Origin of the sequence: Thalassovita mediterranea, assembly GCA_019448215.1 — a bacterium.
Lineage (GTDB): Bacteria > Pseudomonadota > Alphaproteobacteria > Caulobacterales > Hyphomonadaceae > Henriciella.
Genome location: CP080408.1, coordinates 3127569 through 3149614, shown reverse-complemented (window position 1 = coordinate 3149614; position 22046 = coordinate 3127569). Strand labels below are relative to the sequence as shown.

22 protein-coding genes and 2 tRNA genes are annotated in these 22046 nt (G+C 60.0%); 16 read left to right on the top strand and 8 right to left on the bottom strand.

The genetic code is table 11. The features are described from left to right. Positions 1-126: 126 nt before the first annotated feature. The gene (gene acs, locus KUV46_15410; GenBank protein QYJ00699.1) at positions 127-2076 is read left to right on the top strand and encodes an acetate--CoA ligase; all 1950 of its coding nucleotides are present in this window, start codon (positions 127-129) and stop codon (positions 2074-2076) included. 108 nt (positions 2077-2184) lie between these two features. Here acs and KUV46_15405 read toward each other — a convergent pair whose 3' ends face one another. Beyond that, positions 2185-2328 (bottom strand): hypothetical protein, encoded by a 144-nt coding sequence (locus KUV46_15405; protein ID QYJ00698.1) that lies wholly within the window; start codon positions 2326-2328, stop codon positions 2185-2187. Positions 2329-2485: 157 nt separating this feature from the next. On the opposite strand from KUV46_15405, the gene KUV46_15400 reads away from it, so the two are divergent. Further along, positions 2486-2869: an Hpt domain-containing protein gene (locus tag KUV46_15400; protein QYJ00697.1), complete on the top strand. Its 384-nt coding sequence runs from the start codon at positions 2486-2488 to the stop codon at positions 2867-2869. Here KUV46_15400 and KUV46_15395 read toward each other — a convergent pair. The 3 genes from KUV46_15395 to KUV46_15385 all read right to left on the bottom strand — a co-directional run bounded on the left by KUV46_15395 (position 2818) and on the right by KUV46_15385 (position 5252). Continuing rightward, entirely contained in the window at positions 2818-3162 is a 345-nt protein-coding gene (locus tag KUV46_15395) for a chorismate mutase (GenBank protein ID QYJ00696.1), read from the bottom strand. The two genes, KUV46_15400 and KUV46_15395, sit on opposite strands and share 52 nt — an antisense overlap. A gap of 110 nt (positions 3163-3272) precedes the next feature. Further along, on the bottom strand, positions 3273-5057 hold the full coding sequence (gene sppA / locus KUV46_15390; protein ID QYJ00695.1) for a signal peptide peptidase SppA: 1785 nt from the start codon (positions 5055-5057) through the stop codon (positions 3273-3275). A 118-nt stretch (positions 5058-5175) separates the two neighbouring features. Beyond that, positions 5176-5252: transfer RNA gene (locus KUV46_15385), tRNA-Pro, on the bottom strand. Between the two features lie 147 nt (positions 5253-5399). On the opposite strand from KUV46_15385, the gene KUV46_15380 reads away from it, so the two are divergent. The 10 genes from KUV46_15380 to KUV46_15335 all read left to right on the top strand — a co-directional run bounded on the left by KUV46_15380 (position 5400) and on the right by KUV46_15335 (position 14180). After that, a tRNA-Gln gene (locus KUV46_15380) sits at positions 5400-5474 on the top strand. A gap of 466 nt (positions 5475-5940) precedes the next feature. Then, on the top strand, positions 5941-6720 hold the full coding sequence (locus KUV46_15375; protein QYJ00694.1) for a DUF3450 domain-containing protein: 780 nt from the start codon (positions 5941-5943) through the stop codon (positions 6718-6720). Positions 6721-6746: 26 nt separating this feature from the next. After that, positions 6747-8153: a MotA/TolQ/ExbB proton channel family protein gene (locus KUV46_15370; protein QYJ00693.1), complete on the top strand. Its 1407-nt coding sequence runs from the start codon at positions 6747-6749 to the stop codon at positions 8151-8153. A gap of 30 nt (positions 8154-8183) precedes the next feature. After that, a complete protein-coding gene (locus KUV46_15365) occupies positions 8184-8699 on the top strand; it encodes a MotA/TolQ/ExbB proton channel family protein (protein ID QYJ00692.1) in 516 nt (171 codons plus the stop codon). Further along, a complete protein-coding gene (locus KUV46_15360) occupies positions 8699-9106 on the top strand; it encodes a biopolymer transporter ExbD (GenBank protein QYJ00691.1) in 408 nt (135 codons plus the stop codon). Before KUV46_15365 ends, KUV46_15360 begins: the two co-directional genes overlap by 1 nt. An 11-nt stretch (positions 9107-9117) precedes the next feature. Beyond that, entirely contained in the window at positions 9118-9534 is a 417-nt protein-coding gene (locus KUV46_15355) for a biopolymer transporter ExbD (GenBank protein ID QYJ00690.1), read from the top strand. Between the two features lie 9 nt (positions 9535-9543). Further along, on the top strand, positions 9544-10170 hold the full coding sequence (locus KUV46_15350) for a TonB family protein (protein QYJ00689.1): 627 nt from the start codon (positions 9544-9546) through the stop codon (positions 10168-10170). Positions 10171-10535: 365 nt separating this feature from the next. Beyond that, positions 10536-11159 carry a TonB family protein gene (locus tag KUV46_15345; GenBank protein ID QYJ00688.1) on the top strand — a complete coding sequence of 208 codons (624 nt, stop codon included), beginning with the start codon at positions 10536-10538 and terminating at the stop codon, positions 11157-11159. Positions 11160-11359: 200 nt separating this feature from the next. Then, positions 11360-12751: a tetratricopeptide repeat protein gene (locus tag KUV46_15340; GenBank protein ID QYJ00687.1), complete on the top strand. Its 1392-nt coding sequence runs from the start codon at positions 11360-11362 to the stop codon at positions 12749-12751. A gap of 139 nt (positions 12752-12890) precedes the next feature. Further along, a complete protein-coding gene (locus KUV46_15335; protein ID QYJ00686.1) occupies positions 12891-14180 on the top strand; it encodes a cystathionine gamma-synthase family protein in 1290 nt (429 codons plus the stop codon). Between the two features lie 6 nt (positions 14181-14186). Here the strand turns inward: KUV46_15335 and KUV46_15330 are convergent, their stop codons facing one another. Continuing rightward, the gene (locus KUV46_15330; GenBank protein QYJ00685.1) at positions 14187-14936 is read right to left on the bottom strand and encodes a DUF481 domain-containing protein; all 750 of its coding nucleotides are present in this window, start codon (positions 14934-14936) and stop codon (positions 14187-14189) included. Between the two features lie 144 nt (positions 14937-15080). Here KUV46_15330 and KUV46_15325 point away from each other — a divergent pair, with 144 nt between their 5' ends. Genes KUV46_15325 through astD form a run of 3 tightly spaced genes read left to right on the top strand, consistent with a single transcriptional unit; the run spans position 15081 to position 18820 of the window. Continuing rightward, on the top strand, positions 15081-16337 hold the full coding sequence (locus tag KUV46_15325) for a hydrolase (protein ID QYJ00684.1): 1257 nt from the start codon (positions 15081-15083) through the stop codon (positions 16335-16337). Next, entirely contained in the window at positions 16334-17356 is a 1023-nt protein-coding gene (locus tag KUV46_15320; protein QYJ00683.1) for an arginine N-succinyltransferase, read from the top strand. Before KUV46_15325 ends, KUV46_15320 begins: the two co-directional genes overlap by 4 nt. A gap of 9 nt (positions 17357-17365) precedes the next feature. Next, a complete protein-coding gene (gene astD / locus KUV46_15315; protein QYJ00682.1) occupies positions 17366-18820 on the top strand; it encodes a succinylglutamate-semialdehyde dehydrogenase in 1455 nt (484 codons plus the stop codon). 3 nt (positions 18821-18823) lie between these two features. Here astD and KUV46_15310 read toward each other — a convergent pair whose 3' ends face one another. Then, positions 18824-19360 carry a DsrE family protein gene (locus KUV46_15310; GenBank protein QYJ00681.1) on the bottom strand — a complete coding sequence of 179 codons (537 nt, stop codon included), beginning with the start codon at positions 19358-19360 and terminating at the stop codon, positions 18824-18826. 107 nt (positions 19361-19467) lie between these two features. Here KUV46_15310 and KUV46_15305 point away from each other — a divergent pair, with 107 nt between their 5' ends. Continuing rightward, the gene (locus KUV46_15305) at positions 19468-20790 is read left to right on the top strand and encodes an N-succinylarginine dihydrolase (protein ID QYJ00680.1); all 1323 of its coding nucleotides are present in this window, start codon (positions 19468-19470) and stop codon (positions 20788-20790) included. On the opposite strand, the gene KUV46_15300 is transcribed toward KUV46_15305, so the two are convergent. Then, on the bottom strand, positions 20787-21107 hold the full coding sequence (locus tag KUV46_15300) for a hypothetical protein (GenBank protein QYJ00679.1): 321 nt from the start codon (positions 21105-21107) through the stop codon (positions 20787-20789). The two genes, KUV46_15305 and KUV46_15300, sit on opposite strands and share 4 nt — an antisense overlap. Next, a complete protein-coding gene (gene phhA / locus KUV46_15295; protein ID QYJ00678.1) occupies positions 21104-21985 on the bottom strand; it encodes a phenylalanine 4-monooxygenase in 882 nt (293 codons plus the stop codon). Before phhA ends, KUV46_15300 begins: the two co-directional genes overlap by 4 nt. Positions 21986-22046 lie beyond the last annotated feature (61 nt).

Here is a 22046-nt window from a genome sequence, read left to right as displayed (position 1 = left end):
GCCGGTGATTGACGATGGGGACGGGGTTCACATTGCAGCCCTGAGCGCTCATGTTTACCCGGTCAGATAAGGGCGCGCATCGCGCAGCGCCCATCAGTAACAGAACCAAGGGAGCCAGCGCCGCCAATGAGCCAAGACGTGTCCAACCATCCCGTTCCAGAGGCCTTTGCCAAACAGGCTAATCTCACGCCTGAGAAATATGCCGAGATGTACAAGGCGTCCGTCGAGGACCCGGAGAGTTTCTGGGCTGAACACGGTAAGCGTATCGAGTGGATGGAGCCGTTCACGCAGGTAAAGGACGTCTCCTGGGACAAGAAGGACCTTCATGTTCGCTGGTTTGCCGACGGCACGCTAAACGTCACTGAAAGCTGCCTCGACCGGCAGCTGGAGACGCGCGGCGACAAGCCCGCAATCATCTGGGAAGGCGATGAGCCGGATGACAGCCACACGCTGACCTATCGCCAGCTCTACCACGCGGTCTGCCGCTTCTCGAACGTCCTCAAGGAAATGGGCGTCAAGAAGGGTGACCGGGTTACGCTCTACATGCCGATGATCCCCGAGGCGGCAATGGCGATGCTAGCTTGCGCACGGATTGGGGCGATCCATTCGGTGGTCTTTGGCGGCTTCTCGCCGGAGGCACTGGCGGGCCGGATCATGGACTGCGAATCGAAATTCATCGTGACCGCCGACGAAGGCGTGCGCGGTGGCCGCAAGGTGCCGCTCAAGGCGAACACGGACCGGGCCTGCGAGCTTGCCAAGGGCATGGTCGAGAAGGTTCTCGTCATTGAGCGCACAGGCGGTGATGTGGAGATGACCGACGGCCGCGATGTCTGGCTGCATGAGATTGGCGCTGACGTCGCCGATACCTGTCCGCCAGAGCCGATGAATGCGGAAGACCCGCTCTTCATCCTTTACACGTCAGGCTCCACCGGCAAGCCAAAGGGCGTCCTGCACACCTGCGGCGGCTATCTCGTCTGGGCGTCGATGACGCATGAATATGTCTTCGACCTGAAAGAAGACGACGTCTTCTGGTGTTCGGCTGACGTCGGCTGGGTCACGGGCCACACCTATATTGTATATGGCCCGCTCGCCAACGGCGCGACGTCCGTCATGTTCGAAGGCGTGCCGACCTATCCGTCGCCGGCACGCTTCTGGGAAGTCTGCGACAAGCATGGCGTGACGATCTTCTACACTGCGCCAACCGCGATCCGCGCCCTGATGCGCGAGGGCGATGGGCCGGTGAAATCGACCGACCGGTCATCGCTGCGCCTGCTCGGCACGGTCGGTGAGCCGATCAACCCGGAAGCCTGGGAATGGTATTTCAAGTCGGTGGGCGACAGCCGCTGTCCGATCGTCGACACCTGGTGGCAGACGGAAACAGGCGGCACCATGATCGTGCCACTGCCGGGCACCACGGTGATGAAGCCGGGTGCAGGCTCCCATCCATTCTTTGGCGTCGTGCCGAAGCTTGTCGATGCTGAAGGCGAAGTGCTGGAAGGCGAGACGCAAGGCAATCTCATCATCACCGGCAGCTGGCCGGGACAGATGCGCACCGTCTATGGCGACCATGAGCGCTTCGTGGACACGTATTTCTCAGCCTATCCGGGCAACTATTTCACAGGCGACGGCTGCCGGCGCGATGCGGATGGCTTCTACTGGATTACTGGCCGCGTTGATGACGTGATCAACGTGTCGGGCCACCGGATGGGCACGGCTGAGGTCGAGAGCGCGCTTGTTGCTCATGACGCTGTGGCCGAGGCCGCTGTGGTCGGCTATCCGCACGATATCAAGGGACAGGGCATCTATGCTTATGTCACCACGGTTCAGGGCGTCGAAGGCAATGAGGCGCTCAAGAAAGAGCTGATCAAACATGTCCGCTCAGAAATCGGGCCGATTGCCAGCCCGGATCTCATCCAGTTTGCACCAGGGCTTCCAAAGACCCGCTCCGGCAAGATCATGCGCCGGATCCTGCGCAAGATCGCAGAAGACGATTTCGGTAATCTTGGCGACACCTCGACCCTGGCAGAGCCTGAAGTCGTCGATCAGCTGATCGATGGGCGCCAGAACAAGGGCTAGCCGAGGCCCCGAGAGAGCGCGAATCAGAAAAGGCGCGGGACGAAAGTCTCGCGCCTTGTTTCGTTTGGAAACGAGGTGTGCTTGAGCGGGCCCGAAAGGCCCTTTCGGCTAGCGGAAGACCGCCAGCGAAGCCATCTGCGGCTGTGTTGGTTCCTGCTGGACCTGCTTGTCTGCAGGCTCTGCTGCAAGGCCAAGCCAGCTGATCAGGATAGCGACGAAAAAGTCGCGGAGCGTCACAAGAAGCGCGATCATGGAATTTCCCTACCACCTAGAGACTAAAGAATAGCCGTTCCTGTCATCATTTGCAATCGCAACTGTCGGCGGAAGGGGAGGTCGCGTTTAACCGCCGGATAAGGGATGTCATGCCACTTTGCTGGTCAAGCACCGCATCAGGACTGGAAGACCAGACATGGCCGACACGCCGATCAACATAGAGCACCTTCTGTCCATGACTGGAGGCGATGCTGATCTTGCCGATGAAGTCATTGGTATCTTCCAGCAGCAGGCTCAGATCTGGTCCCGCATGCTGGACCCGCGCGCTGATGCGAGCCAATGGGCAGACGCGGCCCATACACTGAAAGGCGCAGCCCTCAGTATTGGCGCGGAGGATCTGGCCGCTGCCTGTCAGGCCGCCGAGCAGGCAGGCAGGAACAATCCGCCAAGCCCGGCAGGCGCGGCGCTTCTATTGAATGATGTGAAGGATCAGCTCGCCCGCACGCTGGAAGCGTGCAGCCGCGTGTCTCACGCCTTGTCGAGACCCGGTTTGAGAGCGTCAAAAGCCTCAAACTCATAGGCAATGCAACGGTCGATCAGTGTACGCCAGACTGGCTCTGCGATCGCGGGCGAGAGGCCTTGGCGCTTTGATTCGGCCAGAACCTTTGCCACAACGTCTTCAATACGGGCGCGGTCATGCACGATGGATCGTGAGCCCTTGATTCGGGCGGCTGCGTCCATGAAGGACTGGCGTTCCTGCAGAAGGCCAACGAGGATCCGGTCCAGCCGGTCAATTTCATAGCGTACATCCGCCATGGTTTCGGCGGTTTCTGCCGTGTGCCGACGCTCATTGCTGGTGGAACTATCGCTCATCTGTCCATCAATCCCGTTTGACTATGACGGGGGTTAGACGGCCCCCTCCCAACGATCAAGCGGGCGGGCGCAGGCCCACCCGCTTGTCGTGTTGAGCAGGAAATGCCTGCCTAGCGTTCGATCATCATGGGCCCGCGGGCCTGGACCGGCGCATCCTGCATCATGCTGCCCTGTTCGATCAGCATCTGCACGCGCTCGTCCTCCAGGACAGCGCTGAGGCGGGCGAGGGTCTGCAGATCACTTGCTGACGCTTCACTCATCGGGCCGAGGCCGGGGATGCCACCCTGCGGCACAGGATAGAACTTCACGCGGGTCTCGGTGTCTTCCTCGACGCCTGCAAGCTCACGTGCCTTTGCGATGGCGTCCATCAGGCCGCCAATCTCATCGACAAGGCCGATCTCGAGTGCGTCAGCGCCAGACCAGACGCGGCCACGGGCAATGTCGTCGACTTGCTCAACGCTCATGTCACGGCCTTCTGCGACAAGGCCGATGAAGCGGTCATAGCCGCGTCCAAGCCAGGCCGTCAGCATGCCGCGTTGCTCGTCGGTGAAACCCTCAAGCGTGGAGAGGGCGCCTGCGAACGGGCCGCCAACAGAGACGGTCTCTGCATTGACGCCGATCTGGCGAAGGCCCTCGGCCAGGGCGAGCTTGCCGCCGAAGATACCGATAGAACCGGTGATGGTCGAACGGCTCGCCATGATCCAGTCAGCGCCAGTGGAGACATAATAGCCACCCGACGCGGCAACTGAGCCCATGGAGACGATGACCGGCTTTTCGGTTTCGCGCTGGATGGTCTCGATCGCATTCCAGATCTGGTCGGAGGCGGTCGGTGAGCCACCCGGGCTGTCGACGCGGAAGACGATGGCGGACACATCGTCATCGCGGCCAGCCTCGAGAATCGCGCTGGCAATCATGTCGGACGCGAAAGCAGAGCCCGCATTGATAAGGTCGCCTGACGCGCCGCCCGTAACGATTGGGCCTTCACCGCCAACAACCGCGATCATCTTGGAGCCGAGCGGTGCAGATTTCGGCGTATACTCGAGGATGTCGAGCATCTTGGCATCTTCGCCTGCGCGCGTCTTGGCCGCTTCCATTGCGTCTTCAGGCCAGCCAAGCTGGTCTGCGATGCCTGCGTCGATCATGGCCTGTGGGCTCAGCGGGCCAGAGGTCAGTGCATCGCTGAGCGCGGTCATGCTGATGCCGCGATCCTCGGCGATGTCTTGCAGCGAAACGCTCCAGAGCGACTCGGCAAGAGCGGTCATCGCTTCGCGGTGCGGTTCTGTATAGCCGGTCTGCTTGTAGACGTTCGGCGCATTCTTGTACTCGTAGAACTGTTCGATCTCGGCCGTCACGTTCAGGCGGTCGAGCAGGTCCTTGAAGAACAGGGTTTCGAAGACGATGCCGCCCGGCAGATAGTCGCCGCCCGGCTGCACCCAGATCTCGTCAGCCGCAGCAACTGCGCGCAGCGCGGACGGGCCACCGGCATAAGTGCCTTGGGAGGAGACAATGACAAACTTGCCTGCGTCGCGGAGGCGATGGATCGCGTCGCGCAGCTCCTCGGCGCGGGACGAACCGACCGAGTATTCGCTCGCACGGATAAAGACGCCTTTGACGTTTTCATCGGTGCGCGCAGCATCAAGCCGGGTGAGAACGTTGACGAAGCCCTTCTGGCCGAAAATTGCGCCAAGCCCCTGAGTCGCGGGCTGATCAGCGATCTCATCGCGCAGGTCCAGTGTCAGGACCGTGTTTCCGGATGCGCTTCCATCGCTCTGGAAAGAGGACAGCTGAGAATTGACAAAGCCGCCAATCATGGCGGCCGCGATGAAGGCCAGCAGCACCGCACCAAGAATAGTGCCGACGATGGCGCCGCCGAAGGCTGTGAAAAACGTCTTCAAGATGAATAAACTCCAAACCCAGTATTATCGGTTAACGATATGACCCTTATCGAATAAAAGTAAAGAGCAGATGTGAGAGGCTTATTTTATTGGCTCGATCACGGCGCGAGAGCCAGAATGGTCGGAACAGGAGGATTCGAACCTCCGACCCCCGCCTCCCGAAGACGGTGCTCTACCAGGCTGAGCTATGTTCCGATCTGGAGCGCGCCGCTATATAATAGAGGCCAAATACTGACAAGACGGGGCGCTTTAACCTGCTGCAATCGCTTTGACTGTCATTGTCTGAAGAGGGGTGTTGCAACCGTCATACAGTTTGAGTATGACCCGGCCTTCCTGAGATGTTGGGGTATCGCCAAGTGGTAAGGCATCGGTTTTTGGTATCGACATTCCCAGGTTCGAATCCTGGTACCCCAGCCACTCTCTCTTGATTGACCGATAAGGTCCCGCGTTTGCCCAATCAGCAGGCGCCTATGCGCCTCTCAGGCGAGAAATTCTCCTCAAATTACCCGCGACAAGCGCAAATGGGCCCGTGTACCTACTGCGATACGGGATTGTGCTTGCGATTTGATCCGCTTAGCGTTTTAACGGCAAGCAAGACCCATTGATCCACGTCGGACGTGTTGCTACCGTCATGACGAATGGCGCTTGAATACCGACGGTATTGCCGGATCAAGTCTGTAAAAGAAGAGCGCGAAAGAGCGCTCCGAGAAAATGGGGAGGTGCCGGGTGTCCTCGAGATGTCCGCCTCCGAACTGCCGGAATGTGTGTGTTTCCGGGTTGAGCATAGAGTAGCGGCCCACCGTTCAGGGGGTGCAGGCCGTTTCGGAATTTCACCGTGCAGCATTGGACTGCATGACCATTCGGAGAGTGAGAGGCAAACCTCATGAAAGAAGTACTGACACCGGCGCGGGGTGTTATCGCGGCGGCTCTTATCGCCGGGCTGGCAATGCCAGCAGTGGCGCAAAGCCAGTTGCGCCAGGCGCTTGACACCGGCGAACAGGCAACCCGCAGAGCCGAGCAGGTGCAGGAGCAGATCAACCAGCTCGACGATCAACGGTCCGACCTGGTGAGCGAATTCCGCACCCTTCTCCAGCGCACGCAGGCAGCGCAGCTTTATGCGCGCCAGCAGGAGAAAGTCGTAGAAAGCCAGCGCCGCGAGCTTGAATCGCTTACCGAGCAGCTTGGCCGCGTTGACGAGATCACCGCACAGACGACGCCAATGCTTCTGGACATGATCGCAGACCTCGAGGCCTTCGTTCAGGCGGACCTTCCATTCCGCACCGAAGAGCGCATGGAGCGCATCGCTACCCTTCGTGCAGCGATGGAAAACGCACAGGTCCCGATCGTCGAACAATACCGCCTGATCATCGAGGCTTATAAGTCCGAGATGGAATATGGCCGTACGATCGACACCTGGCCGCAGGAACTCGACATCAACGGCAATACCGTGATGGTCGACATGTTCCTCTATGGCCGCGTCGCACTCGTCTACATGTCGCCTGACCGCCGCTATGCAGCCCGCTGGGACCGCAATGAGCAGCAGTGGGTGCCGGTCGAGAACCGCTTCAAGGAAGACATCGCCACCGCGATCAAGGTCGCAAAAGGCACCACGACGCCGAGCGTTCTTTACGCACCGGCTTCCAAGCTTGATGTCGAAGTCTAAGCGCCACCGATCCAGAGGAATTTGAGATGAAAAACTTCAAGAAGTCTCTGCAGACCCTTGGCGCGGCAGCGCTTGTTGCAGGTTCTGCATTTACGATTACCGCCCCTGCCGTCGCGCAGAACAGCAATGTGTCGCTCAGCGACATTCTGCGCCGCGTCCAGCAGGACTCCCAGCAGATGTCGGCTGAAGACCAGCGCCGTCTGCAGGAATTCCGTCAGGAAACGGCTGAGCAGCAGTCCCGTATGTCCGAAGCTCGTTCGCAGCTTCAGGCAGCCGAGGCTCGCGGCCGCGCCCTTTCGGCAGAATTCGACGAAAACGAGCGTCAGCTTTCCGAACTGTCCGCCGAGCTTGAAACCCAGGCTGGTGACTTCGGCGAACTGCTTGGTCAGTTCCGTACCGCCGCTGGTGAGACGATGCCGATCATTCGTGAATCGCTCTCCAACTACGAGTATGGTGGCCGTGCCGAGAAACTCGCTGAAGTTTCCGAAGCCCGTTCGCTTCCGACCCGCGAAGACCTGGACGCCCTTCCTAAAGCCATGCTGCAGGAAATGATCGCCCAGTCTGAGGTCAAGACCTTCACGACGTCCGTTGCTGGCGCTGGCCCAGAAGGCGAAATTGCAGACGTCGAGCTGATGCGTGTCGGTATCTTCACCGCTGCAACGACCGACGATGTCCGCTTCGTCGAGGTCATCACGGAAGACACCGATGAGCCTTACCTGCGCGTGCTCAAGGCACAGCCAGGCGGTAACTTCGCATCCGCAATGCGCAGCCTGATCAACTCTGAGCCAGGCGAAACCGTGATCACCCCGGTTGACCCATCCAAGGGTGACCTGTTCGCAGTTGCCGGCGAAATGCCGACCTTCGAACAGCGCATCCAGCAAGGTGGTACGGTTGGTTACGTGATCCTGACCCTTCTGGCGATCGGCGCTGTGTTCGCGATCTTCAAGATCGTCACGCTCTTCCTCATGGGTTCCGCGATGCGCCGCACCGCCAAGACCCGCAAGGCAGGTACCGGCAACCCGCTGGCCCGCGTCTTCGAGGCTTACGAGCAGAACAAGCATCAGGATCTTGAGTCCCTCGAGCTGAAGCTTGACGAGCAGATCCTCCGCGAATCGCCGAAAATCGAGCGCTTCAACGACGTCGTTAAGGTTCTTGCCGCTGTTGCACCGCTTCTCGGCCTTCTCGGTACGGTTATCGGTATGATCATCACCTTTACCGCCATCACCAACTTCGGTGCCGGCGATCCGAAGCTGATGGCAGGCGGTATCTCGGTTGCTCTCATGACGACGGTTCTTGGTCTCGTCGCAGCTATCCCGCTGCTTCTGCTCCACGCCATCGCGTCCTCCATGGCACGTGGCAACCAGCAGATCCTCGATGAGCAAGCCGCAGGCCCCGTTGCTGAGCGTGCAGAGTCCAACACGGTGACGGCTTAACAGCCGTCACCTCCTTCGGGAGGTACCCCTATGGGACTAGGACTTAACCAGCTTGAAGAATTTCTGGCGCGTGGCGGGCCCGTCCTGCTTGTCATCATGGTGGCGACGTTCATCATGTGGGCGCTTATTCTGGAACGGCTGTTCTACTTCCGCCTGGCCCACAAATCGGTCGCTCGTGAAGCGATCGAAGAGTGGAACGCCCGGTCGGACCGCAAGTCAGTGCTGGCACACTGGGTTCGCGACAAGCTGATCTCGGAAGTCCGGATGAAAGCTGAAGCGAACGTCCAGATGACCAAGGCAATGGTGGCTCTCGCTCCACTGCTCGGTCTTCTGGGTACAGTGACCGGCATGGTCGCGGTGTTCGATGTGATGGCAATCACCGACGGTGCTGATGCCAAATCCATGTCTGGCGGTGTGTCGCAAGCGACGATTCCGACCATGGCAGGGATGGTCGCATCCATCTCCGGTATCCTGTTCACCTCCGGCATGGACCGTAAGGTCAATCGCCTGGTGCAGGGCGTAGAAGACGAAATGGAGATTGCATAATGCGAGGCAGACAATCGAAACAGGCCGATGAGGCAAGCGTCGATCTTACGCCGATGCTGGATGTGGTCTTCATCCTTCTCATCTTCTTCATTGTGACATCGACCTTCATCCAGGAGGAGGCGCTTGGCCTTGAGCCACCGCCGCCGCCGTCACAAGCCGAAAGCAACCCGGACCAGTCCGCAATTCTCATTTACGTCGGTGAGGACAACCTCATCACCGTGAATGGCCGTCTGACGGATATCGGTGGTGTTCGGGCGAACATGGAGCGTCTGCGGGCAGAAAACCCTGAGAGCGCGCTCATCATCCAGGCCCATCCTCAGGCTCGCACCGGCACGATCGTGAAGATCCGTGACGAGGCGTACAATGCCCAGATGACCCGGGTGAACATCGTTCAGAGTGAAAGTTAGGAGACCAGAATATGGCACGTAGAAAACGTATTTTGGCGTCCGATTCGTCTGCTGAAGATGATGTAAACCTCACGCCCATGCTTGACGTGGTGTTCATCCTCCTCATCTTCTTCATTGTGACCGCACAGTTCATCAAGGAGCCTGGTGTCGAAATCAGCAGGACCGAAGTGGACAATACCGAGCGGCAAAACCCTCTCGGTATCCTGATCGCGATCGATGAAGAGAGCGATATCTACATCGACAAGGAAGTCGTGACGCTTCAGGAAGTCGGTTTCCGTATTCGCGAACTTCGCGAAGACAATCCGAAAGGGCGCCTCGTCGTCCAGGCGGACCAGGATTCTGACGCGGGTGTTCTGATCTCGTTGCTGGAGATCATCAACAACGAAGATGGTTTGACCGCAGTGCCGGTTTCCGTCGAGCGAGAATAGGAGAAACGCATGTTTTCTAATCCAATTATCCGACTGATTATTGGTATTCCGCTCGCGGCGATCGTGGTGTTCGCGCTCTTCACGTTCATGTACAAGATGATCAACCAGGACTATGAGCAGCCGGAAAATGCCGAGCAGCGCGTCCTTGAGCGTATCACGCCTGCAGACGACAGCCAGGAGGTGCGGACACGCGCCCGGAACAAGCCGCAGCGGCTCGATTCCGCGGACAAGCCGCCGCCACCACCGAAAATGTCGGCTTCGCGTTCTGACATCGATCTTCCGACGCCTAGCATCCAGGGTGCTGCGCCAACGGAGCTCAATGTCGACCGTCTCGACTCGCTTGCGATCGACCCGGTTGCCATCTCGGACCGTGACGCCCAGCCGATCCGTCCGCCGGTGCCAACCTATCCTCAGCGCGCAGCTGAGCGGGGCATCGAAGGTACCTGCGACGTCCGTTTCGATGTGGACACACGTGGCCGTCCTTACAACGTGCAGGCCAACTGCAGCGATAGCGTCTTCAAGCGTGAAGCAGAGCGTGCGGTTCAGCGCGTCGAATTCGCGCCGAAGATCGTTCGCGGTCAGCCTGCAGAGCGTCGCAATGTGGTCTATCCGCTCCAGTTCCAACTGGACGGCTAAGCCCGAGCGAAAGTACAAATCACAAAAGCCCGGCCGCAATGGCCGGGCTTTTTTGCGTTTGGGGCAGGGGAAATCACGGCGCTCGTCTGGCGAGGGGCATGGAGCCTGTCAGCAGCCCTTCCATCAAAGCTGTGAAGCGCGTCAATTCCCGCAAACACTCACTCGCTCAGGCAGTGCGAACGGGTAAGCTCGTGCTGAGGCGGGCAAGTGACGGCGAGCCTGCCCTTCACCCAAGCACAACGAAATTACTTAACGACGCGCCGGTGCCTCGCCGCAACAGGGCTTCCATCAATCTAGCGCCGCCTGACGTTGACAGGATTGCTTAAAAGGAATAGTATAACATTACACATATAAGGGAGAATGCCATGTTTCAGAATTCCCTCTTGCGGCCGATCGTTGGTCTGCCAATTGCTGCAGCCATCGTCATCGGTCTGTTTTCATTCATGAAATCAATGATCAGTAGCGAATTTATCCCGCCAGAGCCCGAAGCCGCGCGCGAGATCGTCGTCCTCACAATGCCCGACGACCCACCGAGCAAGCCGCAGGTTACCCCACGGCCAGAACAACTCGACCTTGCCACGCCGCCGCCGCCAGTGCCGCCTTTCAAGGCGTCCGCCGGTGACGTCTCATTGACCCCGGTGGCGTTCACGCCGGTCGACACGCGTCTCGATACTGGAAGCCTGTTGGATCGGCTGGTCATCTCGCCAGTGGCAATCAATGAGCGTGACATACGGCCAATTCAGCCGCCGAGTGTCGTCTATCCGGCCCCGATGGAGGCACGCGGCATCGAAGGTAGCTGCGAGGTACACTTGAGCGTCGATCCACAGGGGCGGCCATTCAACGTGGACGCTATCTGCAGTCATGACGGCTTTCGCCGCGAGGCTGAGCGTGCCGTGAAACAGGTCAGATTCGTGCCAAAAATCGTAAAAGGTACGCCTGTGACGCGAACTGGCGTTGTCTATCCGCTCGAATTTGGCATTGAAGACTGAACGAGTGCGCTGGCGCGCCGCTGAAGCGTTGACGTGGCGGGCCTGAGCAAGCATATCTTAAAACAAAGCGAAGTGACGCTAACTGCCGATAAAACAGATATATCGCCGGCGGATCAAATTCAGGCAGATGCACGTTCAAGCCTGTAGGCGAAGTGCATGAGAGAGTTTCCGCCGCTATCGGCGAAAAGGAGTGAGACACCATGGGATTCAAGACCGTACTGAAAAGCGCAGTCATTGTTGGCGCGATGTCTGTCATGGGCGCCGGCGCCGCAATGGCCCAGGGCGCTAATTGCGAAGCCACCGAATTCAGCTCGACGACTGGCGAGCTTTACCTGAAAGCCGAAACCGAGCTTTTGCAGAATGATAATCCGCAGGCCGCTCTCAGTGCGTTGAACCAGCTGCGTAATCAGGAGCTGAACTGCTATGAGCAGGGCGCGATTCTGAAGCTGGGTGCCGCGATCAAGATCGAAGCAGGCGACTATGCAGGCGCCGTTCGCGATCTCGAACAGGCTATCAACCAGGGCTACATTCCCGCCAGCGAGCGCAAGAACACCTATTACAACATCTTCCAGATCTATCTGAGCCAGAACAATCTGGAAAAGGCGCTGGAATACTCTCAGAAGTGGACCCAGGCTGGCGGTACGCCAGACCGCGACGGCAAGTGGCAGCTTGCTGTGGTCAACCAGAAGCTCGGCCGCAATCAGGAAGCGCTTCGTTGGGCCGAAGAAGTCTTCCGCACTGATGGTCCGAACGCAGAGCGTCAGGTCTATGACTTCCTGATCTTCCTCTATGACGAGACCGGCCAGCGCGCGAAGAAGGCGGAGCTTCTTGAGACGCTTCTCGCCCGTAACCCGAATGAGCGTCGTCTGTGGGACGCGATCGCTGGCGACTATTTCGCTGGTGAGCAGGAGCGCAAGGCGTTCGAAGTCCAGAAAGCCATGTATCTCGGCGGTATCCTCACCAAAGAGGACGAGATCATGCGCATCGTGAACTTCTACAACCGGTTCAACGCGCCTTATCAGGCCGCTCAGGTCCTCGAGAAGGAAATGAATGCCGGCCGCGTTTCCAAGACGTATGAGCGGATGGAACTTCTCGCCAACCTCTATCAGGTGGCACGTGAGTTCGACCGCGCCATTCCGGTGATTGAGGAAGCAGCCCGCATGAACAATAGCGGCGCGATGTATGAGCGCCTCGGCCGCTCCTATGCTGAGCTTCAGGAATGGGCAGAAGCCGAAGAAGCACTGACCCGCGCGCTGAATACCGGCGGCGTTCAGGATCGCGGTCTTGCCTGGGTCCTGATCGGTCAATCACGTTATGAGCGCGGCGACCGTGCTGGCGCTCGTGAAGCCTTCTCCAACGCCAACAATCGTGGTGGCCGCGGTTGGCTCGATTTCATGCGCTCTGAAGAGCAGACCGAAGCTGCGCTTGTCCGCTTCGAAGCCCAGAGCCTCGTGCAGGACACCGAGAACGAAAAGCGTCGCTGTGAGCAGCTCGCCGTTCTGGGTGAAGGCAATGCGCCTGAAGCCTGTTCAACGGTCGATGAGCGCCTCGCTGAGGCCCGCGCCGAATTCCAGCGGATCAGCGGCAGCTAGGCGCCAGCCAAATCCAGAAGACATCGACCCCGGCGCTTGCAAAGGCGCCGGGGTTTTTCATTTCGGCTCACAGGGGAATGCTTGAACCCGGCCGCTAAATGGTTTCAGTTGCAACCAATCAATTCAAAGGACACCTCTGATGAGCAAGCCAGACAAACATTATCGCAAGCGCAAGATTGGTGAGCACAAGCTGAAACCGGAATCCCTCGTCATGGGCTACGGCTTTGATCCGGCCATGTCGGAGAACTCGATCAAGCCGCCAATCTTCATGACGTCGACCTTCGCCTTCAAATCGGCCCGCGATGGCGAAGCGCTGTTCCGCCAGCTGGCTGGCAAGCGCCTCGCAGATGACCCGGAAGAAGCCGACCTCATCTATACGCGCTTCAACAATCCGAACATGGAAGTGCTCGAAGACCGTCTCACGCTTTATGATGCCGGTGAGATGGCACTGGTCTTCTCATCAGGCATGGGCGCGATCACGACGGCGCTGCTCGCCTGCGCCGGGGCAGGGACCACCATCCTTCACTCCAGCCCACTCTATGGCGGTACCGAGGTCTTCATGCGCAGCTTCATGCCGGACTTTGGCGTGACGCCGTTCGAGATGGATGCCTGGGCCAGTGAGGAAAAGATCCTTGAGCGGGCGCGCGAGGCAGCCAAGACCGGCCCGCTGAGCGTCATCTTCACCGAATCGCCGGCCAACCCGACCAATGCGCTGGTTGATATCGCGGCCTGCAAGCGCGTCGCTGACACGATCGAGAAGGAAACTGGGCATCGCCCGATCATCATGTGTGACAACACGATGATGGGCCCGATTGGCCACCTGCCGATCAAGCATGGCGCTGATATCGCGCTCTACTCGCTCACCAAATATATCGGCGGTCACTCCGATCTGGTCGGCGGCGCAGCGATCGGCAGCGAAGCCGTGATCGCCAAGATCCGCCGCGTCCGTAACTATCTCGGCACGACGCTGGATGCCCACACTTGCTGGCTGCTGACCCGCTCGCTGGAGACGGTGCGCATGCGTATGGAAAAGGCGTTCGACAATGCCCGCATCTGCGCCGAATTCCTTCGCGACCATCCGAAGATCGGGAAGGTGATGTACCCAGCCTTCCTCGAAGAAGGTGACCCGCAGCGCAAGGTGTTCGACGAACAGTGCGAGGCGGCCGGTTCAACCTTCTCGTTCGATGTAAAAGGCGGCAAGGAAGCGGCTTTCCGGCTCCTCGACAACCTGCAGCTCGTGAAGCTGGCAGTTAGCCTTGGCGGTACGGAAAGCCTGATGTGCCACCCGGGGTCGACGACGCATTCAGGCGTCGATGAAGAGATCCGCAAGCGGATCGGTTTCACCGACGGCCTGATCCGCTTCTCGGTGGGCGTCGAGGCACCAGAAGATCTTCTGGTCGACCTCGAACAGGCCCTGGAGAAAGTCTAGGCGGCCCTATCCGCCGAACGCATAAACCAGCGATGCGCGCGTGACCGTATCCGTCGCCTCAAATCCAGGCGGCGGATTCGTGTCATGGCGCACATCGAATGAAAAGCGCGCCGAGAAGGCATCTGTCAGTGCGGCGGTCAGCGCGGTGACGTTCACGAATTGCGTCGACTCGCTCGCATAGATCACGTCGGAATTGTTCGAGAAGCTCACCGCCTCATTGAATTTGTGCGAGAATTCAGAGCGCCCGACGACGGACAGCGACTGCTCAGTCGAGGCTGGAACGATGACCGGCACGCCATTGCGAACAGTCGTGGTGGCCTGAACTTCGTCAATCTTGATACCGGGACCACCCTGAACCGACCAGTTCGTCGCCTCGTTCTCGATGACCTGGTAGCCGAGGCCGCCGCCTACAAACACGCGCGAATCGAAACCGGAGAATTCGTCCTTCTCATAGGAGGTGCGGGCAAAAGCGAAGAGCTTGTCGCCGAGCTGGCGGTCCACTTCGCCGGCAAGGAAGATACGGTTGCGGGTTTCGACAGAGTCGGTTTCGCCATATTCGACCGAGGCTTCGCCGCTATAGGTCCAGAAGCCGAGTTCCCGGTTCAGCTTTACGCCGAGCCCAAGATCAGCCGTCTCGGTATTACCGGTCGTGTACCCGGCCGAGAAAGAGCCTTCACCTGTCCAGCCGTCATCTGCTGCAGCGGCGGGGGCGAGGGAAAGGCCGGCAAGGGCGGCGAACCCAAAAAGTCGTCTCACAGTCTTGTCTCCTGAGCATTGCAAGCGCTTCTCCTAGACGCTGCTGTCTCGATTGTTAACCGTGAGGGCCACCTCGCGCGCAAACGCCGCAAAAGCTGCCAGCGACGGGCTTGCAGTTCTTCACGTCCCATGAAACCAAGAAGCATGACTGATCTAGGCAAGAAAAATTCTGAAGACGAAGCCGTCTGCGAACGAATTGCGGCGGCCGAAAACGAGATGGCGTCCCGCATGCTCGACTGGGCGGCGATCAACACCGGAAGCTGGAATGCAGGCGGGTTGAAGACGCTGGCGCCGAAGCTGGCTGATGCCTTTTCCGCGCTCGATGCAGAGGTGAAGCTGGAAAAATCCCAGCCTTTTGAAAAGGTGGATGAGAGGGGCGAAGCTGTCGACTTCGAGACAGGTCCGATTCTCCGCGTGACCTCGCGGCCAAAGGCCCCTGTGCAGGTCGTGATGAGCGGGCACTACGACACGGTTTTCCCGCCGGGCACGTTCACCGAGATCAAGGACCTTGGTGAGGGCCGCAAGAATGGCCCCGGCCTCGCCGATATGAAGGGCGGATTGTCCGTCATGCTTGGCGCACTGCAGGCGTTTGAGGCGGGTCCGCTAAAGGACAAGCTCGGCTACCAGATCGTGATTTCGCCAGACGAAGAGATTGGTAATTTCGCAAGCGCTGGCGCCCTGAAAGAGGCGGCGTCGTCCGGCGCTCTGGTCGGCATGACATATGAGCCGTGCATGGAAACGGGGGCCATGTCGGGTGGGCGCAAGGGGTCTGCCGTTTTCGACATCGTCCTGCACGGGCGCTCTGCCCATGCTGGCCGCTCCAAGGAAGACGGCCGCAGCGCACTTGAAGCGGCAGCGCACGCCGTTGTCGATCTTGAAGCCCTCAACGGGCGGCGCGAAGGCGTTTCTTTCAATGTCGGCGCAATCGATGGCGGCGGCGCGGTCAATATCGTGCCGGACCTTGCTATTGTGCGCTTCGGCGCGCGGGCACCGGACGCTGATGCAGCGCAGTGGGCAACCTGGGAGGTCGAGCGGATCTTCCGGGAAGCGACAGCTCGCGACGGCATTACAGGCCATCTGCATGGTGGTTTCTACCGTCCTCCAAAGCCGCGTAATGATGCGCAGCAGGCTCTCTTTGATGCGGTCGCGCAAACCGGGTCGGCGCTTGGACTGGAGCTGACCTTTGAGGACACGGGCGGCGTCTGCGAAGGCAATAATATCTTCGCGGCAGGCGTCCCGAACGTCGATACGCTTGGCGTCATGGGCGGGCGCATCCATTCCAGCGAGGAATATGTCGTCATGTCCAGCCTGGTGGAGCGGGCTCAGCTTTCGGCGCTGCTCCTCAACAGGTTTGCTGATGGCCGCATCGATGCGGCGAAGATAAAGGCGCTGATGGAATGACAGCCCCATACGTCATGCGGCCAGCGCGGCGGGACGATTTCGACGCGCTGATGACGCTGGCTGAAGAATCGGGACCGGGCTTTACCAGCCTGCCTGTGCATGAAGGCATTATCCGCGAACGGCTGGAGAAATCCGAGAAGTCCTTCGCGGGCGAAATCGATCAGCCGCAATACGGCAAGTATCTCATGATGATGGTCAATCATGAGACCGGCGAAATTGGTGGGTGCAGCGCTGTGAAGGCAGGGACGGGTATCGACCAGCCCTTTTTCAACTATCGCGTGATCACGCTCGCGCAGGCAAGCCAGGCCGCTGACCGGCGTCACAATATGGACGCGCTGATTCTGACCAATGAGTTTGTCGGCTTCACCGAGGTCGGCACGCTGTTTCTGCGGTCTGCCCATCGCGGCGGCGGGGCAGGGCGGCTGGCAGCCCAGTCGCGCTATCTCCTCATGGCCTCCTATCCTGAACGCTTCGGCGACATGGTGCTGGCAGAACTGCGCGGTGTGGTCGACGCCAAGGGCGAGACCCCATTCTGGGATGCGATCGGCCAGCACTTCTTCCGCATGAGCTTCAGTGAGGCCGACATTCTGTCTGCCGTCTCGGACAATCAGTTCATCCTCGACCTGATGCCGAAATATCCGATCTATGTGGACCTTCTGCCGCCAGAGGCACGTGAAGTTATTGGCCGCTGTCACTCCGACGGTGTCGGCGCGCTCAAGCTGCTCGAATGGGAAGGTTTCCGGTTTGAGCGGACGGTGGATATCTTCGATGGTGGCCCACTGGTCGCCGCGCCACGTAAACTCATCCGCACCATCCGCGAGAGCCGCATCGTGACCCTCATCGAAGGTGAGGCGAGCGGTGAGAGCGGTATTGTATCGAATGACCACTTCAACGATATCCGGGTCAGCCTCATCGAAGGGGAAAGTCGCGGCGAGAATGAGTTCGTGACATCGAAGGCGGTTCTGGACCGCCTGAAGCTGCAATCAGGCAGCACAGCAAGACTTTGGCTAAGGAGCTAGGCAAGCGCTATGGCGAAAGGCACGTACATTAACGGCAAGTGGCACACTGGCGACGGAGACTGGTTCGAGAAGACCTCTCCGGCGACAGGGGAGACAAGCTGGGAAGGCCAGGCGGCAAGCACGGCGCAGGTCAATGACGCGGTAGAGGCCGCGCAGTACGCGGGGCGCGCGTGGCGCCATGTCCCGCAGGACACCCGCACCCGCATCCTCGAAGCCTATGCGGCAGAGGTCGAAAAGCGCACCGACGACATCTCAAAAGCCATCAGCGAAGACATGGGCAAGGCCCGCTGGGAATCGGTAGCCGAAGCCGGCGCGATGAAGGGCAAGATCGCTGTTTCCATTCAGGCGCAGGTGGAACGCGCCGGTGGCCGCAGCCAGGACACTGCCTTCGGCGGCGCGCACCTGACCCATCGCCCGCATGGCGTCATGGCCGTATTCGGGCCGTTCAATTTCCCCGGCCACCTGCCGAACGGCCATATCGTTCCGGCGCTGCTCGCAGGCAACACCTGCGTCTTCAAGCCATCAGAACTCGCGCCTTCCGTCGCGAAGATCATAGTCGACTGCTTCGAGGCGGCGGGCCTTCCTGAAGGCGTTCTCAACGTCGTGAATGGCGGACGCGATACGGGCGCGGCGCTGCTCGATGCAGACGTGAACGGCGTGCTGTTTACAGGGTCCGCCAAGACTGGCACCGCCTTCCACCGCCACTTCGCGGGCCGTCCAGACATCATCCTCGCGCTCGAAATGGGCGGCAATAATCCGCTCATCGTGTGGGATCCGGCAGACGCCGAAGCGGCTGGCGACATCGCCGCCCAGTCGGCGTTCCTGACGACCGGCCAGCGCTGCACCTGCGCCCGCCGCGTCTATGTGCCTGACAACGCCTTCGGCAAGTCGGTGATCGACGCCATCGTGGAGCGCGCGCGCGGCCTCAAGATCGGCGCATGGGACGAAGATGACATCTTCATGGGGCCGCTCGTGTCCGAAGACGCTGCGCAGGCCGCCGTCGACTTTCAGACCATGCTGTCCAAGGCGGGCGGTAAATCGCTACGCCGTCTGAAGCGCATGGACCGCGGCGGCGGGTTCGTCTCGGCTGGCGTCATCGACGTCACCGATGCGAGCAACGTGCCGGATGAAGAGCTATTCGGCCCGCTCATCCAGATCCACCGCGTGAAGGATTTCGACGCCGCCATTGCACACGCGAACGACACCCGCTTCGGCCTGTCCGGCGGGCTTGTCAGCGACGATGATGCGCTCTGGCTGCGTGCTCACAATGAGATGCGCGCCGGTATCCTGAATCGGAACCGGCCGACCGCGGGCGCCTCTGGCAACATGCCCTTTGGCGGCCCCGGCCTGTCAGGCAATTTCCGCCCCGGCGCCTATTACGCGGCTGACTATTGCGCCTGGCCACAGGCAAGCCAGACCGCCGATCAGGCCACACGCCTGAAGGCACAAGGGTTTCCGGGCTAATTCTTAGAACGGATTAAGCGAATAGCCGTCCTGCGCGAGCTGCGCATGTGCGGTCATAGCCGACAGCGAGAGCTCGACACCGGGAAGGAGGTCATCCCTGGTGAGCCCCCGTGCGGCCGCCGTCTGTCCGCAGAGAAAGATCGGCACGCCCGCGTCTAGCAAGGCGATGACGAGACGGGTCGTGTCGGTGGCATCTTCGGTCGGGCTGGGCTGGACGAGGTATTGAGCCGCGCCCCCATGAACCACGATGGCGGGTTTGATCGCATTCCGGTCTACACCAGCCCGCGCATGCATATTGAGAAAGCGAGCAACCGTCTCGAACTGACGGTTCACCGCACCGCGCTCTTCGGTATCGGCAATGTCGAAAGCGACTTTCAGTTCGACGTCTTTGGCGAGGGGCAGGGCATCTTCGACCGTCGCAGACGGCCCAAACTCCTCGATCACGGGACCGGGCGTGAAAGCATCAGGCAACGTCTGTGCCTGGGCGGTCATGCCAGGGACAAAAAAGACGGCGGCAGCGAGCGTTGGGGTCAGCTTCATGGTGGCGTTTCCTCGTGAGGGATAGATGTCAGCGATAATGCGCGCGGCAAGGACGCTGTGTCCATGAGCGGCTTCCATCATGCGGCAGGGCAGTGTATCCGGCCCTTATGAGCACAGCACACGAAGTCAATTTCGACGGCCTGATCGGGCCGAGCCACAATTATGGCGGCATGTCGGAGGGCAACCTCGCCAGCGCCCGCAATGAAGGCGACGTCTCCAATCCACGCGAAGCCGCCATTCAGGGCCTTGAGAAGATGCGCCTTCTGGTTCGCGCTGGTCTGAAACAGGGCATCCTGCCGCCGCTGCCGCGCCCGAACTTCGACCTGCTCGTTTCCGCCGGCTTCACCGGTAGCGACGCTGACATCATCGAGGCGGCGGCCCGCACCCATCCAAAGATCCTCAAGGCCGCCTATAGCGCGTCGTCCATGTGGGCGGCCAATGCAGCGACCGTGTCGCCGTCAGCTGATGCCAGCGACGGACGCCTGCACCTCACCAGCGCCAACCTGTCGACCATGTTGCACCGCTCCATCGAGCATCCGGACACCACCGCGACGCTGATCTCCATCTTCGGCGACACGGACCGGTTCGGCATCCATGCCGCGCTGCCCGCCCATGCCGACTTTGCCGATGAGGGCGCTGCCAATCATATCCGCCTTTGCGCCGATCATGGCGCGCCCGGCGTTGAAGTGTTCGTCTATGGCCGCGAGGCTGGCGAGAGCACGGTTGGCTTCCCGGCCCGTCAGACAAGGCTCGCCACCGAAAGCATAGCCCGCGCGCATACACTGGCACCAGAGCGCAGCATCTTTGCCCGTCAGGCCCGCGCCGCCATCGATGCAGGCGCCTTCCACAATGATGTGGTCTGCGTCGGCTCACTCGATACGCTCTTCTATCATGAGCTCGCTTTTGAGGAGACAGATGCTGTCCTCAGCGCTATCCGCAAGGCGGGTGAGGGCCTGTTCGAGCTGAAGACTGTCATGGTGCCTGAGGCCGAGGTGCCGATCGGCGACGCGATCACATCCTACCTGTTCAACTCGCAGCTTCTGAAATGGCCGGGCGAGGACCGTCTCGTCCTCCTGGCGCCGCTTGAGACGCAGGAAACCGAATCGACGCGCGCCTTCTGCGAGAAGATGGTTGAAGGCAATGGCCCGATCGGCCGGGTCCAGTATGTCGATGTGCGCCAGTCCATGCGCAATGGCGGCGGGCCTGCCTGCCTGCGCCTGCGCGTCGTGATGACCGATGAAGAGCTTGCCGCCTGCAATCAGGGCGTCCTGCTGGACGAAGACAAGATCGACCAGCTGCAGGACATCGTCGCCAGGACCTACCGCGATAAACTGGTCGCCGCAGACCTTGCTGACACTGCTTTCGCTATTGAGTGCCAGACGGCCCGAGAAGCGCTGCTTGACTGTCTCGGCCTGTCAGAACTCGCTTAAGAGACACCCGGAAACGAGGTCACCATTTCAATCTCGATGTCGGGAAAGCTCTCGACATACTGGATGGTGAAGTCGGGAAAACTGTCGACCATCTGCCACTCGCCGCAATCATCGGGAAAGCTCTCAACCAGCTTCACCTTCAGGTCAGGGAAGCTGTTTACCACCTTCACCTTGATGTCCGGAAAGCTGGTGACGACCTGAACCTTGCCATGCAGCGGCGTGCCTTCGAACTGGCAGTCCGTTCCAACGACGTCATCTGCGGCAGCGGCCAAGGCGCCAGAGGCCGCAAGGGCCAATAGCGCCAGCGCGCGTCTCACTTGCCGCCATCCACTGGGGCGAGCCGCCCGCCCGCCTTCGCATAAGCCTGGCTGCCTCGCGTGATCACATCGTCATCTGCGACGACATCTTCAGGCTTCAGTGCGAACTTCCCCTGCATCCGGTCATAGATGGGCGCAAAATCTGTCTTCACCGTGGCATCGAAAAGCTGCTCATAGCTGTCGATGACGAAATAGGTCTGCTGGAAATCATCGATCCGGTAGTCAGTCTTCATCAGGCGTTCGAGGTCAAACCCGATCCGGTTGGGAGAGGGGTCTTCCAGCGCGAAGATGCTCTCGGTTTTCGATGACACAATCCCCGCGCCATAGATGCGAAGGCCTTCATCGGTCTGGATCAGCCCGAACTCCACGGTGTACCAGTAGAGCGCTGCGAGGTTCTTGAGGGCCGCAAAGTCGAGGCTGCGCAGACCGCCCTTGCCATAGGCTTCCATATAGTCGGCGAAGACCGGATTGGTCAGCATCGGCACATGGCCAAAGACATCGTGAAAGACGTCCGGCTCCTGCAGGTAATCGAGTTCATTGCGTTTGCGGATGAACTGGCCTGCCGGAAAGCGGCGATTGGCGAGATGGTCGAAGAATACCTCGTCCGGCACGAGGCCGGGGACAGCCACCACGCGCCAGCCAGTCAGGGCTTCAAGCTCGTCCGACATGGCTTCAAATTCGGGAATGCCGCCCTTGCCGAGGTCCAGCGCCTTCAGGCCTTCGAGGAATTCAGGCGCCGCACGGCCCGGCAGCACGTCCATCTGCCGCTTGTACAAGAGGTCCCAGACAGCATGCTCATCGGCCGTATAATCCGACCAGCCCTGATCAATGGTCCAGTCGTCTCTTGCGTTGGCGGGTTTTTCGGAATGGTTGCTCATGCAACTATTATAGCGCACTAAACGCTGAAAGAAATGGAAAGCTGGTCTTCGCACTGGCACA